The following is a 13,487-nucleotide window of genomic DNA, read 5'->3' as shown; positions in this document are numbered from 1 at the left end:
GTCGTACACGGTGTCCCCACCGATGAGGTCCTCGCCGACGGCGACCTGGTGTCGGTGGACTTCGGCGCCGTGCTCAACGGGTGGTGCGGCGACGCGGCCCGCAGCTTCACCATCGGCGCCGGCAGCCCCGGCGATGCCGACCTGATCGCCGCCTCCGAACGTGCCCTGGCCGCGGGCATCGCCGCCGCCCGGCCCGGCAACACCCTCGGTGACATCGGATTCGCCATCGCCGCCTCGGCACGCAAGGACGGCTACGGCCTGCTGGCCGACCACGGCGGACACGGCATCGGGCGGACCATGCACGAGAGCCCCGACGTCCCCAACGAGGGCCGCCGCGGCAAAGGCATGAAACTGCGCCCGGGCCTGGTCATCGCCATCGAGCCGATGCTGATCGGCGACGGCACCGAGGACTACCTCCACGATCCCGACGGTTGGACGCTGCGCACCGTCAGCGGCGCCCGCGCCGCACACAGCGAGCACACTGTGGCTGTGACCGCCGACGGGCCGCGAATCCTCACCCGATAACCTCCCCCCCGGGTCGCTCCGCACCCGCCCGCCGGACCTAGTCTTGGCACCATGCCTGAGCAGCTGACGATTCCCGCCGACCTCAAACCCGCCGACGGCCGGTTCGGCTGCGGCCCTTCCAAGGTCCGGCCCGAACAGCTACAAGCCCTGGTCACCCAAGGTGCCGAACTCTTCGGGACCTCACACCGCCAGGCCCCGGTCAAGAACCTGGTCGGACGGGTGCGCGACGGAGTGCGGGCACTGTTCTCGGTTCCCGACGGTTACGAGGTCATCCTCGGCAACGGCGGGTCGACAGCATTCTGGGACGCCGCCGCCTTCGGCCTCGTCGACCAGCGATCACTGCACCTGACCTACGGCGAGTTCAGCGCAAAGTTCGCCTCGGCGGTGGCCAAGAACCCGTTTGTCGGGGACCCGATCGTCATCAAGGCCGACGCAGGCAGCGCGCCGGCACTGCAGGCCGACCCGGCCGCCGATGTCCTGGCGTGGGCGCACAACGAAACGTCGACCGGGGTGGCGGTCCCGGTGTACCGGCCCGACGGTGCCGGCGACGCGCTGGTGGTCATCGACGCCACGTCCGGAGCGGGCGGGCTCCCCGTCGACATCACCCAAACCGACGCCTACTACTTCGCGCCGCAGAAGAACTTCGCCAGCGACGGCGGACTCTGGCTGGCCGTCATGTCCCCGGCGGCGCTGGCCCGCGTCGAGGCGATCGCCACGTCGGGCCGGTGGGTGCCGGAGTTCCTGTCCCTGCCGATCGCCATCGACAACAGCCTCAAGAACCAGACCTACAACACCCCGGCAATCGGGACACTCCTGCTGATGGCCGAGCAGCTCGACTGGCTCAACGGCAACGGCGGCCTGGACTGGGCGGTCAAGCGCACCGCCGACTCGTCGCAGCGGCTGTACTCGTGGGCGGAGGGCACGTCGTATGCGACACCATTTGTGGCCGATCCGGCGCTGCGCTCCCAGGTGGTCGGCACCATCGACTTCAACGATTCGGTCGACGCCGCCGCCGTCGCCAAGATCCTGCGCGCCAACGGCATCGTCGACACCGAGCCCTACCGCAAGCTCGGCCGCAACCAGCTGCGGGTGGCGATGTTCCCGGCCGTCGACCCCGAGGACGTCAGCGCACTGACCCGATGCATCGATTGGGTCGTCGAGCGCCTCTGATTCCGGGCGGCTGAATGGCACGGCGCAGCGACGGCGCCGTGCCATCTGCGTCCCGTTTCGGCCAACCCCCGCGTGTCAGCACCGCGGCAGCGCCGCGCTGCCGTAAGGTCCCTGATACTCGGGCCCGGCACGGTGGCCCCAAGGAGGTCGCCATGCGAGATCTGAAGGTCGTTGGACTCGATGTCGATGGCAGACACATCCTGATCGAGATCGACGGTGATACCGCAGGCAGCGCCTATCGGCTGCGAATCGATGACAAACTGCGGGCTGCCGTTCGCGGTGACAAAGCCCGTCTGGACCAAACCCAAATGGACATCGAGGTCACCAGCATGCTGCGCCCCAAAGACATTCAGAGCCGGATCCGCGCCGGCGCATCGGTGGAGCAACTCGCCAAGAGTGCCGGGGTCGAGATCTCCCGGGTCGAGCGGTTTGCCCACCCGGTCCTGCTGGAGCGGGCCCGTGCCGCTGAACTGGCAACTGCGGCGCACCCGGTGCTGGCCGACGGTCCCGCGGTGTTGACCTTGCTGGAATCGGTGTCCAGCGCACTCGTCGCCCGCGGCCTCAACCCGGATTCGACCAACTGGGACGCCTGGCGCAACGAGGACGGCCGGTGGACGGTCCAGCTGGCGTGGAAGGCGGGCCGGTCGGACAACGTGGCGCACTTCCGGTTTGCCCCGGGCGCCCATGGCGGCACCGTGACCGCTGTCGACGATGCGGCCAGTGAGCTGATCAACCCACGCTTCGATCGGCCGCTGCGCTCGGTGGCGCCCATCGCTCAGCTCGACTTCGACGCCCCGGTAGAGCCACCGAAGCAGCAGAAGCCGCAACTGCAGGCTCCGGCCGCGCCGGCCGCCGCGGCGCCCACACCGGAACCAGCACAACCGGAACGCACCGAACGTCCCGCCAGAGCACGCAAGGCGAAGCCGACCATCCCGGCCTGGGAAGACGTCCTGCTTGGTGTGCGGTCCAGCGGCGACCGCTAGAACTGGTCGGTCAGTAGTTCTCCAGCGCCGCCACCGCGCGCCAGCTCGGCCACGTCGTCTCCCAGATACGGTGGATCCGGCCGTCCAGGTAGGCGGCGATCACCACGATCTCGATCCGGGTGGGTGTCTCCCCCGGGCGTGACGTGGTGATCCACATCCGGCCCACAACTTTGTCCCCTGCCTCCACCCAGGCCTGCTCGTCATACTCGACCGCGTAGGCGATGGGGCTCTGCTACACCGTCCGGTGACTGGCCGCGAACTCGTCGAACGTCTGCGACATCCCGTCGGCGTACATGACAGACTCCGGGTGGTAGAACCGCTCGATCAGGTCGGCGTTCTTGGGAATGACCATGCGCTCGAACATGCCCGGAACAACTGGACCGTCATGCCGTCACCCCCGCCGACACCAGACCCAGCAGCGCCACCCAGGCCACCGCGACGCCCACCCCGGAACCCAGCGCAAACCATCGCACCACCGGCCGGTGCCGCCACCCCCACACCGTCGGCGCCAGCCCACCCACGGCCACACCGTTGAGCCCCACCGCCACCAGCGGGTGCACCCGGAGCAGGCCGATGGTCAGCACCACGATCGCGGTGGCGACAACGGCGGCCACAAACGCGGCCACGGTCAAACCCGTTGCCCACGGCGGGGAATCATCGGTCACGATGGGGAGTTTAATTCGTGGCGCTGCGGGCTCGCTCGTAGAACGCCAACGCTGCCGCCGTCGCCACATTGAGCGAATCGGTGCCGCGGGACATCGGGATCCGGACCCGCACATCGCTGGCGCGCATGGTCGACTCGCGCAGTCCCGGCCCCTCCGCACCGACGAGAATCGCCACTCGCTGGTCGCCCAGAGCCGGAAGCGCGTCGCCCAACGGCAGCGCACCCGCCCCCGGTGTCATCGCCACCATACGAAAATTGTTGTCCCGCAGCTTGTTCAAATCAGCAGGCCAGGACAGCGCCCGCGCGAACGGCACCAGCAATGCATGCCCCATCGATACCCGCACCGCCCTGCGGTACAACGGGTCGGCACATCCGGCGCCGAACACCACCGCATCGACACCGAGGCCGGCCGCATTCCGGAAGATCGACCCCAGGTTCTCGTGGTCGTTGACCCCTTCGAGCACGGCCACGGTGCGGGCACCGGCGAGCACCTCGTCCACCGACAGTTCCGGCGCCCGCCGCGCCGCGGCCAGTACGCCACGGTTGAGGTGAAACCCGACAACCTCGGCCATCACCTCGGGACTGACCCGGTAGTAGGGCACGTCCACCCCGGCGAGGTCGGGCAGCAGCTCCTCGTAGCGACGGGCATTGCCGAGCAGGGCATGCGGTGAAAACCGGGACGCCAACATCCGCTGCGCCACCAAGACACCCTCGGCTATCACCAATCCCTTGCCACTGGGCAGGTCGGGACGCCGGTCGATGCTGTTGAGATCGCGGAAATCGTCCAGACGGAGATCGGCGGGATCGTCGATATCGATGGGGCCGGCGTCGCCGCGGCAGCCGGCGCTCACGCGCCTTCGTCGACGATGGCCGACAACAGGACGGCGGCGCGTTTGAGAGTCACCCGTTCATCATGGTTCAGTTGGGCGAGCCTGCGCTGCAGCCACTCCTGGCTGGCGCGTCGTTCCGACTCCACCAGGTCGACGCCCGCATCCGAAACCGAGACCAGCACCTGCCGTCCGTCCACCGGGTGCGCGGTGCGGGCCACCAGGCCCTGTTCCGCCAACGACGCCACCACCCGCGTCATCGACGGTGGCCGGACCCGCTCCCGGACCGCAAGCGCACCCGGTGTCATGGCGCCCTCCTTGAGCAGAGTGGCCAACGCCGAAAGCTGGGACATCGACACCTGCGATTCCGGACGCCGAAACCGCAACTGACGCGCCATCCGAACGACCGCAAGCGAGAGGTCACTGGCGAGCCGGGTGTCGACATCTTTCACATCGCAAACGATACGACAGGCGCGACAATTACACCGGGCAAACGCCGTCCTACCCGGCACGCCAGCTGATCGACTACCGTGAACAGTCATGTCCTCGCCGACCGCCGGCTCCCCCGAGCCGCCCCCACTGCCACCAGGGCTGCTCGAGCCGTGGCGCGTGATTGCGGTCGGAATCGCCGCTTGGCTGGTCGTCACCGTGCTGTCGTTCACTGTTTCCGCACTACACGAGTGGCGCCCGGTCAGTATCGCGGGGTTGGCGACCGGCTTGGTGGGCACCTCGATCTACCTGTGGCAGCGAAGCGCCGCCCAGCGCGGCGCCCGCGGCGCCCAGACAGGGCTCACCATCGGTAAAAAACGAACGTGACGGCATTTCTAGCAAACTAGCGTAGAGCGGGTCAGCAATGCCCGCCGCCCCGCGGCTAGCTCGGGAGCGGCGCGCCTTCGTCAGCGGCACCATCTTCGGAGACACCCTCGTCAGAAGCGCCCGCGTCGGCAGCACCGTCATCGGTGGCACTGACTTCAGAGCCACTTTCGTCGGCGGCACTGTCCTCAGAGACACTCTCGTCGGAGACACTCTCGTCGGAGACACTCTCGCCAGAGGTACTGACCTCGTTGGGTGCGACTTCGAGCACGCCGTCGTCGTACGGGTCGTACAGGGGCGAGCCGGCGCCCGACGATCCCGGGGTGTCCGAATGCGCACCGCAGCCGTAGGTGCAATCCACCACATGTCCGTCGGCAGCCATCTCATTGGCACAGACCCCGAACATCGGGCCCAAAGCACCCGCCAGCGGCAGGAAGAACCCGCAGTCGCGGCACACCCGTTTGGTCGATCGGGCCATCGCCGAATCGGGACCGAAGTCACCGTCATGCCACCGCTGGGCCGCTTCGTCGCGACCCCATTGACCGAGAACCTGCCGGCGCCCCAGCCCGATCTCAGCCGCGGTTTCGTCGATCTCCGGATCGCCGCTGAGGAGGAAACCCGGCACCAGACGTGGGTCATCGACGGGCGGAGCCAGCAGGTCACCGGGGCTCAGGTCGCCGGGCTGGACCCGCTGATCCCAGGGCAACCACTGCGGCGCAAGCAACGCCGTCGGTCCGGGCACCAACACGACCTCGCTGATCGTGACGTGTTCGGCACCGGGATAGGCGGCCACCACGACCGCCCACTGCCAACCGTTGTACCCGGGCAGCTCCGCCAGGAACCGGTGGGTCGCCGAGGTCTGGTCTTCGTGCGTGACACCGAGATACTCGCCAACGGTGGCGCCGCTGAACTCTTCGATGGCGGCGCGAGCGACATCGACGGCACCGGTGAGAAGAGTCGCCAACACCGCCGGAGTGACGTCCTGGGTCGTCTCGGCTGGTGATTCCATGGATTCGATCATGCTGTCCATCGCCTCTCATACTGCCTGAGTGCGCCCCCTCAAGCCACATCGGTCGCCACACCCAACTGCCTGCGCGACTGCACCACCGCGGATAGGGAAGAATCGACGCCGTGTCACAACGGCGGCGTGATCACCCGACCCCGGGCCCGGGGCCGGGTGCAAGACGCCCGCGGCCGCAGCACCACGGCGAGCATCCGGGCATGGCGAACTACCCCAGCGACGAGCCGGACCACCGCCGGACCCGACGTACACCGCCCACCCCCAGCGCCAACCGCTACCTGCCGCCGCTGCACGAGGATCAGACCGAAGCCCACCCGCAGGACCGCCGCACCGGCTCATCCCAGCGGCGCCCCGGCACCGAGTCCACGCAGCGGATCACCGTCACCCGGGCCGCGAAGCTGCGCAGCCGGGAAATGGGTTCGGCGGTGTACGGGCTGGTGCACCGCGCCGCCACTGCCGACGGCGCCGACAAATCCGGCCTGACCGCACTCACCTGGCCGGTGGTGGTCAACTTCGCCATCGATGCCGCGATGGCCGTCGCCCTGGCCAACACTTTGTTCTTCGCGGCCGCATCCGCGGAGAGCAAGAGCAAGGTCGCGCTGTATCTGCTGATCACCATCGCCCCGTTTGCGGTGATCGCACCGCTGATCGGACCCGCGCTGGACCGCTTGCAACATGGCCGCCGCGTGGCGCTGGCCATGTCGTTCGGGCTGCGCACCGTGCTGGCACTGATCCTGATCATGAACTACGACAGCGCCACCGGCAGCTTCCCGTCGTGGGTGCTGTATCCCTGTGCACTCGGGATGATGGTGCTGTCCAAATCGTTCTCGGTGCTACGTAGCGCGGTCACGCCCCGGGTGATGCCGCCGAGCATCGATCTGGTTCGGGTCAACTCCCGGCTGACGATGTTCGGGCTGCTGGGAGGCACCATCGTGGGCGGCGGTATCGCCGCAGGGGTGGAGTACTCCCTGACCTACATGTTCCAGATGCCCGGCGCGTTGTACGTCGTCGTGGTCGTCAGCATCGCGGGCATCTGGCTGGCGATGCAGATCCCGAGTTGGGTCGAGGTCACCGAGGGCGAGGTGCCCGCCACCCTGAGCTACCACGATCACAGTTCCCCGTCACATCGCCCACCGCCGAAAACGTCCGCCAATTCGCTACGCCAGCCGTTGGGCCGCAACATCATCACGTCGCTGTGGGGCAACTGCACCATCAAGGTGATGGTCGGGTTCCTGTTCCTCTACCCGGCGTTTGTCGCCAAATCGCACGACGCCTCCGGCTGGCAGCAGCTGGCCGTCCTGGGCTTGATCGGGGTGGCCGCCGGTGTCGGCAACTTCGCCGGGAACTTCACCGCCGCGCGACTCAAACTCGGCAGACCGTCGGTCCTGGTGGTCCGCGCCACAATCGCCGTCTGCGCCTCCGCACTGGCGGCCGCACTGACCGGCAACCTGGCGGTGGTCACGGTGGCCACGCTGATCACGTCGGGCTCGAGCGCCATCGCGAAGGCATCCCTGGATGCCTCGCTCCAGGACGATCTGCCGGAGGAGTCACGGGCATCGGCGTTCGGACGCTCGGAGTCGGTACTGCAGCTGGCATGGGTCATGGGCGGCGCGGTGGGTGTGCTGGTCTACACCGACCTGTGGGTGGGTTTCACCGCCATCACCGCTCTACTCATCCCCGGGCTGGCGCAGACCATTGTGAGTTTCCGCGGGAACTCCCTGATTCCGGGCTTGGGCGGTAATCGGCCGGTGATGGTCGAACAGGAAAGGGTGGATCATTCGGTGACATCAGTGGTGACCAGGAAGTGAAACGAATCGTCGCAGCCGCCACCACGGCCGCCGTCGTACTGGGGTCGGTGGGCACCGGCACCTTGGCGTGGGCACTGGCCCGCGATCCCGGTGGGCACCCGCTGCCCGAGATCAGCGCCTTCACCGGCGGGCAGCTGGCGCTCGCCGGACCATTCCTGTACTGCAATGTGCTGGACCTCAATGACTGTGCGACGCCGCAGAGTCAGGGCGAGTTGCACGTCACCGAGCGGAACAAGGTGCAACTGTCGGTACCCCAGGCGATAGCGGCGGCGCCGTGGCGGCTGATGCTGGTGTACGAGGATCCCGACAACACCACCATCAGCACCTTCCGCCCCAACACGAAACTGGCGGCGACATTGCCGACGGTGGACCCGCAACGTGGCCGGATGACCGGTCTGGCGGTGCAGTTGCTGACGTTGGTGACCGACGAGAACGAAGAGATCCGCGAGGTCCCGCACGCCGAATGGTCGATCCGGTTCGTCTGGGACTGAGCTGACGGACCCGCTGCCCTAGGTGCGGGCGCGCAGGTACTCCAGATCAGAGGCGACTCCCTCACCTGGCGTCTCGATGATCACGTCACTGCCCGCGGCACGGCAGATGTCGGCGATGACCTGTGAATCAAAGGTTCCCGCGTCAAAATTGGCATGCCGGTCGGCACCGGAGTCGAAAGCGTCGCGCGAATTGTTGGCGTGCACCAGGTCGATCCGGCCGGTGATCGCCTTCACCCGGTCGACGATGTTGTCGAGATCCTCGCCGCCGGCCCAGGCATGGCAGGTGTCGAGGACAAAACCGGGTTCGTACTGTCCCACCGCGTCCCACAGCATGGCCAGCCGATCGAATTTGCGGGCCATGGCATTCTCACCACCGGCGGTGTTCTCGATCAGGATGGGCAGCGGGAAGCCACCGGCCTCTTCTTGCCGTTCGAAGGCCTTGCGCCAGTTCTCGATACCGACGGCCGGATCGTCCTTGGCCGTGACGTGCCCGCCGTGCACGATGAGCCCTTTGGCACCGATGCCCGCGGCGGCTTCGGCATGCTGTAGCAGCATCTTTCGGCTCGGGATGCGGATTTTGTTGTTGGTACTGGCCACGTTGATCAGATAGGGCGCGTGGATGTAGATGGCCAGCTCACTCTCGCGCAATGCGTCCGCGAGCGGGTGTGGTGGCGGCTTCTTCCAGCCCTGCGGGTCCCCCATGAAGAACTGGACCGTCTCGGCACCGATGGCCTCGGCAGCCGTCAACGGGTCAGCGGAATCGACGTGTGCACCCAACAAAGCCATGCGCTCAGCCTAATCCGCTCGTCCCTCGCCGGCTTCGGCGCCGTGGCCGGGTTGAATGGGCCCCGGCCTTCTCAGCCGGCTCGTCCCTCGCCGGCTTCGGCGCCGTGGCCGGCCGGAACCCGCTCACTCTCACGCGTCGGCCCGGGCGGCGTCCCATCACCGAAGGGCCTGCCTCCCAACGCCTCTCGACCGTGCGGCGTCAGCCAGTTGACCAGGTCCGGGCCCTTGGGCACCACCTTTGTCGGATTGATGTCGGTGTGAACCATGTAGTAGTGCGCCTTGATCTGCACAAAATCGGTGGTGTCGCCAAATCCCGGTGTCTGGAACAGATCCCGGGCATAGGCCCACAGCACCGGCATCTCGGCCAGCTTGCTGCGGTTGCATTTGAAGTGGCCGTGATACACCGGGTCGAAGCGGGCCAGCGTGGTGAACAGCCGCACGTCGGCCTCCGTGATGGTGTCCCCCACCAGATACCGCTGAGTCGACAACCGCTCGCTGAGCCAGTCCAGGGCGGTGAACAGCCGGTCGTAGGCAGCGTCGTAGGCGTCCTGCGAGCCGGCGAACCCGCACCGGTAGACGCCGTTGTTCACCTCGGTGTAGATCCGCTTGGCCACCTCGTCGATCTCGGCCCGCAGCGGCTCGGGGTAGAGCTGCGGCGCGCCCTCGCGGTGGAAGGCAGTCCATTCACTCGACAAGTCCAGCGTCATCTGCGCGAAGTCGTTGGTGACCACCTGGCCGGTGGCCACCTCGACGATCGCGGGCACCGTGATGCCCTTCGGGTAGTCCGGGAACCGGGCGAAGTACGCATCCTGCAGACGCGGGATCTTCAGCACCGGATCCACGCCGCCGGGATCGAGGTCGAAGGTCCAACTGCGCGAGTCGTGCGTCGGCCCACAGAAGCCGATGGACAGCACATCCTCGAGTCCGAGCAGCCGGCGCACGATGATCATCCGGTTGGCCCATGGACAGGCCCGGGCCACGATCAGCCGGTACCGCCCCGGTTCCACCGGGTAGCCGTCACGGCCGTCCGCGGTGATCCGATCGGTGATGTAGTTGGTGTCCCGGCTGAACTCGCCCGCTCCGACGTAATCGCCCATGACTACAGCTTGCCCGTTCCGTGGGTGTCAGGCGTCCAGTTCGCGCGCGACGGCCTTGACCACCTCGGACACCCGCCGCGCCACCTTGCGGTCCGGGTAGCGACCCTTACGCAGTTCGGGCTGGACGGTGCCTTCCAGCAGGGTGATCAAGTCGTTGACCATGCCGTGCAACTCGTCCGGAGTGTGCTTGTGCTCGGCGGGGCCGGCAGCCTCACGCCGGGTGCGCGCCAGGCTCGGCGGGGCCTCCAGCAGCTTGACCTGAAGCGCCTGCGGGCCACGGCGGCCGGCAGCGACACCGAACTCGACCTTCTGTCCTGCTTTGAGGCCGTCCACCCCCGCGGGCAACGCCGAGGAACGAACATAGACGTCCTCCCCCTCCTCTTGGGAGAGGAAGCCGAAGCCCTTCTCGGTGTCGTACCACTTCACCTTGCCGGTCGGCACTGGTTTCACCTGCTTGTCTGACAGTGTTGGAAACATAAGGAAGCGCCCCGCCTGCGCAGGACGCGATGCAGCTGATCCTACTCGGGCCGTGCCGCCGGCAGCATCCCTGTTACTCGGTAGGCTGGAACAACGTCTGGAGGAACGATGCGCCTGGTACTGAACGTGATCTGGTTGATCTTCGGCGGCCTCTGGCTGGCGTTGGGTTATCTGCTGGCCGCACTCATCTGTTTTGTCCTCATCATCACCATCCCGTTCGGCTTCGCCTCGCTGCGGATCGCGTCCTACGCGCTGTGGCCGTTCGGCCGGACCATCGTCGACAAACCGGGCACTCGACCCGGGGCGCTGGTGGGCAATGTCATCTGGGTGATCGTGGCGGGGATCTGGCTGGCGATCGGCCACCTGGTGAGCGCGGTGGCCATGGCCATCACCATCATCGGCATCCCGTTGGCGATCGCCAACCTGAAAATGATCCCGGTGTCGTTGATGCCGCTCGGTAAGGACATCGTTCCCGTCGACGGTTTACGTACCGCTACGGAGGCCCGCCTGTGACGGTGACCGCGCTCGGCCTTCCCTCTATACAGCGCGCGCCTGCTGCGCAGCCCTCGCTGGGTCCCGCTCCGGCGACCGGTCCGCTGATCGACACCTTCGGCCGGGTCGCGGCCGATCTACGGGTGTCGCTGACCGACCGCTGCAATCTGCGCTGTACCTACTGCATGCCCGCCGAAGGTCTGGACTGGATGCCGAAGGCGCAGATGTTGCACCCGGACGAGCTGATCCGCTTGTTGAGGATCGCGGTGACCCGGCTCGGGATCACGACGGTTCGGTTCACCGGTGGGGAGCCGATGCTGGTGCCGCACCTCGAGGACGTGGTGGCGGCCACCGCCGCCCTGGTGCCGCGGCCGGAGATGGCTGTCACCACCAACGGAATCGGCTTGGCCAAACGTGCGCAGGCCCTGGCGACCGCCGGCCTCAACCGGGTCAACGTCTCCCTGGACACCGTCGACGCCGCCCACTTCGCGGCGATCACCCGGCGCGACCGCCTCGACGATGTCATAGCCGGCCTGGCGGCGGCCCATGCCGCAGGGCTGGGTCCGGTGAAGGTGAATGCGGTGTTGGACCCGGCAACCGGGCGTGACGACGTGGTGGCGCTTCTCCGGTTCTGCGTGGAACACGACTATCAGTTGCGGGTGATCGAGCAGATGCCACTCGACGCCGGGCACCAGTGGCGTCGTGGCGAGATCCTGACTGCGGGACAGATCCTGGCGGTCCTGGGTGAGCATTTTGTGTTGACTCCTGATCCGCGGCCGCGCGGCTCCGCACCCGCCGAGTTGTGGTGTGTGGATGGCGGCCCGGCGACCGTCGGCGTCATCGCTTCGGTGTCGAAGGCGTTCTGCGCGGCGTGTGACCGGACCCGGCTCACGGCCGACGGTCAGGTGCGCAATTGTCTGTTCGCCACCAGCGAGACCGATCTTCGGGGGTTGTTGCGCGGCGGCGCCGACGATGACGCGATCGAAGCCGCTTGGCGCTCGGCCATGTGGAACAAGGCGGCCGGGCACGGCATCAATGATCCGGATTTTGTGCAGCCCGACCGACCGATGAGTGCCATCGGTGGGTGAGGTGAGCGTCACGGTCCGGTACTTCGCGGCCGCGCGTGCGGCCGCGGGCCTGGATGAAGAGAAGGTGTCCGTCCCGGACGGGACGACGGTGGCCGAGTTGGTCGCCGAGCTGAGTCGACGCGACCCACAGCTTGGCCGTGTCCTGCAGCGATGTTCATATCTTTGTGACAGCATCGCAATCCGCGACACCCAGACCGTGATCGGATCGGGACAAACAATCGACGTATTACCCCCGTTTGCCGGCGGATGACCGTGATTTGCGTCACATCACGATTGGATAACGAGCTGGCTACGGGGGAATAGACAGCCCGTTGGACCAGGGGAAACGCATTCAATTCGTGGCGTTTTAGAAATTCTTTAATATTTGCCCGGCACCGAAACGCCAGGACGGCGGCAAGGTGACGGCTCGGATTTCAGGCATTACCGTCGTCTCCGAAGTCAGCCGAGCTCTACCCAGCGGCAGACCTATCCCACTGTCAGCGCCTAGCTCCATCCATGACAGCGGGATCAACCAAACCCTTGGATGGGGGCGGGGGACCCACCGGTCCACCGAGATCGACCCGGGATCGCTTCGGCGGTTCCTTGGGGTGAAGCCGAAAGCGGTTCAGCACGAATCGCCACCGGCCGGGCAACCTCTCCAGCCCGAACCCGACAGCTGACCTCGCAGGCGCGACAGAGAGGAAAACACCGACCTATGAGTGGACGGCACCGCAAGCCCACCGTATCGGCCAAGAACGTCGCCAAGGTTGCCTTCACCGGCGCCGTCATCGGTGGGAGTGGTCTAGCCCTCGCCGGTCACGCCGCAGCTGCCCCCGATTCCGAATGGGACACCGTGGCCAGCTGCGAATCCGGCGGCAACTGGGCGATCAACACCGGCAATGGCTACCAGGGTGGTCTGCAGTTCGCCCCCAGCACGTGGTCCGGTCACGGGGGTGGCGAGTTCGCCCCGTCGGCGCACCTGGCCACCAAGGAAGAGCAGATCGCGGTCGCCGAGCGCGTCCTCGCCAGCCAAGGCAAGGGAGCTTGGCCGGTCTGCGGACGCGGCCTGTCCGGCTCCACACCGCGCAACATCGTTGCCGAGCCCGCACCGTTGAACGCTCCGCTCGATGCCGCCGACGTCAACGGCGCACCGATGCCCCCGGCCCCCGACTTCCCGCCGCCCGCGCCTGAGCCGCTGCCGCCGGCACCCGAGGTGGTGCCCGCCGCCTTCACACCGGAGCCGGCCCCCGAGGCCCTGCCCGCACC

At 67.3% G+C, this 13,487-nt stretch carries 18 protein-coding genes and 1 riboswitch; of the genes, 10 read left to right on the top strand and 8 right to left on the bottom strand.

Annotated elements, in window-relative coordinates; translation table 11 throughout:
- The 3 genes from map to sepH form a co-directional block, all read left to right on the top strand.
- The coding region (map, locus tag WBB07_RS03880; RefSeq protein ID WP_526304957.1) for a type I methionyl aminopeptidase at positions 1 to 525 on the top strand (525 nt) is incomplete at its 5' end.
- A 51-nt stretch (positions 526 to 576) separates the two neighbouring features.
- Positions 577 to 1,695: a phosphoserine transaminase gene (gene serC / locus WBB07_RS03875; RefSeq protein ID WP_526304955.1), complete on the top strand. Its 1,119-nt coding sequence runs from the start codon at positions 577 to 579 to the stop codon at positions 1,693 to 1,695.
- 152 nt (positions 1,696 to 1,847) lie between these two features.
- Positions 1,848 to 2,678 (top strand): septation protein SepH, encoded by an 831-nt coding sequence (sepH, locus tag WBB07_RS03870; RefSeq protein WP_526304953.1) that lies wholly within the window; start codon positions 1,848 to 1,850, stop codon positions 2,676 to 2,678.
- 10 nt (positions 2,679 to 2,688) lie between these two features.
- Here sepH and WBB07_RS03865 read toward each other — a convergent pair whose 3' ends face one another.
- From WBB07_RS03865 to WBB07_RS03850, 4 genes are all read right to left on the bottom strand, one after another.
- Positions 2,689 to 2,865: a hypothetical protein gene (locus WBB07_RS03865; protein ID WP_526304951.1), complete on the bottom strand. Its 177-nt coding sequence runs from the start codon at positions 2,863 to 2,865 to the stop codon at positions 2,689 to 2,691.
- 196 nt (positions 2,866 to 3,061) lie between these two features.
- A complete protein-coding gene (locus tag WBB07_RS03860; RefSeq protein ID WP_526304949.1) occupies positions 3,062 to 3,343 on the bottom strand; it encodes a DUF2537 domain-containing protein in 282 nt (93 codons plus the stop codon).
- Positions 3,344 to 3,353: 10 nt separating this feature from the next.
- Entirely contained in the window at positions 3,354 to 4,193 is an 840-nt protein-coding gene (locus WBB07_RS03855) for a TrmH family RNA methyltransferase (RefSeq protein WP_526304947.1), read from the bottom strand.
- Positions 4,190 to 4,621, bottom strand: a complete 432-nt coding sequence (locus WBB07_RS03850; protein WP_526304945.1) for an Rv0880 family HTH-type transcriptional regulator — start codon at positions 4,619 to 4,621, stop codon at positions 4,190 to 4,192. Before WBB07_RS03850 ends, WBB07_RS03855 begins: the two co-directional genes overlap by 4 nt.
- Before the next feature lie 88 nt (positions 4,622 to 4,709).
- Between WBB07_RS03850 and WBB07_RS03845 the strand changes: the two genes are divergently transcribed.
- Positions 4,710 to 4,985, top strand: coding sequence for a DUF2530 domain-containing protein (locus WBB07_RS03845; protein WP_526304943.1), 276 nt, complete (start codon positions 4,710 to 4,712; stop codon positions 4,983 to 4,985).
- A 55-nt stretch (positions 4,986 to 5,040) separates the two neighbouring features.
- On the opposite strand, the gene WBB07_RS03840 is transcribed toward WBB07_RS03845, so the two are convergent.
- Positions 5,041 to 6,012, bottom strand: coding sequence for a DUF3027 domain-containing protein (locus WBB07_RS03840; RefSeq protein WP_526304941.1), 972 nt, complete (start codon positions 6,010 to 6,012; stop codon positions 5,041 to 5,043).
- 191 nt (positions 6,013 to 6,203) lie between these two features.
- Here WBB07_RS03840 and WBB07_RS03835 point away from each other — a divergent pair, with 191 nt between their 5' ends.
- Positions 6,204 to 7,811, top strand: coding sequence for an MFS transporter (locus WBB07_RS03835; protein WP_526304939.1), 1,608 nt, complete (start codon positions 6,204 to 6,206; stop codon positions 7,809 to 7,811).
- The gene (locus WBB07_RS03830; protein WP_526304937.1) at positions 7,808 to 8,302 is read left to right on the top strand and encodes a DUF2771 family protein; all 495 of its coding nucleotides are present in this window, start codon (positions 7,808 to 7,810) and stop codon (positions 8,300 to 8,302) included. The genes WBB07_RS03835 and WBB07_RS03830 overlap by 4 nt, the downstream gene beginning before the upstream one ends.
- An 18-nt stretch (positions 8,303 to 8,320) precedes the next feature.
- On the opposite strand, the gene WBB07_RS03825 is transcribed toward WBB07_RS03830, so the two are convergent.
- From WBB07_RS03825 to WBB07_RS03815, 3 genes are all read right to left on the bottom strand, one after another.
- Positions 8,321 to 9,088, bottom strand: coding sequence for a deoxyribonuclease IV (locus tag WBB07_RS03825; RefSeq protein ID WP_526304935.1), 768 nt, complete (start codon positions 9,086 to 9,088; stop codon positions 8,321 to 8,323).
- 71 nt (positions 9,089 to 9,159) lie between these two features.
- Entirely contained in the window at positions 9,160 to 10,185 is a 1,026-nt protein-coding gene (locus WBB07_RS03820; protein WP_526304933.1) for a glutathione S-transferase family protein, read from the bottom strand.
- A gap of 27 nt (positions 10,186 to 10,212) precedes the next feature.
- Positions 10,213 to 10,626: a cold-shock protein gene (locus WBB07_RS03815; RefSeq protein WP_526304932.1), complete on the bottom strand. Its 414-nt coding sequence runs from the start codon at positions 10,624 to 10,626 to the stop codon at positions 10,213 to 10,215.
- A 144-nt stretch (positions 10,627 to 10,770) separates the two neighbouring features.
- Here WBB07_RS03815 and WBB07_RS03810 point away from each other — a divergent pair, with 144 nt between their 5' ends.
- From WBB07_RS03810 to WBB07_RS03795, 4 genes are all read left to right on the top strand, one after another.
- Complete coding sequence (locus tag WBB07_RS03810) at positions 10,771 to 11,175, top strand: YccF domain-containing protein (RefSeq protein WP_526304930.1); 405 nt, start codon at positions 10,771 to 10,773, stop codon at positions 11,173 to 11,175.
- On the top strand, positions 11,172 to 12,242 hold the full coding sequence (gene moaA, locus WBB07_RS03805) for a GTP 3',8-cyclase MoaA (protein WP_526304928.1): 1,071 nt from the start codon (positions 11,172 to 11,174) through the stop codon (positions 12,240 to 12,242). The genes WBB07_RS03810 and moaA overlap by 4 nt, the downstream gene beginning before the upstream one ends.
- 1 nt (position 12,243) lies before the next feature.
- On the top strand, positions 12,244 to 12,492 hold the full coding sequence (locus WBB07_RS03800) for a MoaD/ThiS family protein (RefSeq protein WP_526304926.1): 249 nt from the start codon (positions 12,244 to 12,246) through the stop codon (positions 12,490 to 12,492).
- Positions 12,493 to 12,741: 249 nt separating this feature from the next.
- Positions 12,742 to 12,927, top strand: a riboswitch (cyclic di-AMP (ydaO/yuaA leader).
- A gap of 9 nt (positions 12,928 to 12,936) precedes the next feature.
- Positions 12,937 to 13,487 (top strand): transglycosylase family protein (locus WBB07_RS03795; protein WP_526304924.1); only part of this gene is annotated, 551 nt, incomplete at its 3' end.

Source organism: Mycobacterium sp., from assembly GCF_049647605.1.
Taxonomy (GTDB): domain Bacteria; phylum Actinomycetota; class Actinomycetes; order Mycobacteriales; family Mycobacteriaceae; genus Mycobacterium.
Note: the sequence above shows the minus strand (reverse complement) of the source record. Positions and strands in the feature narration are given on the sequence as shown.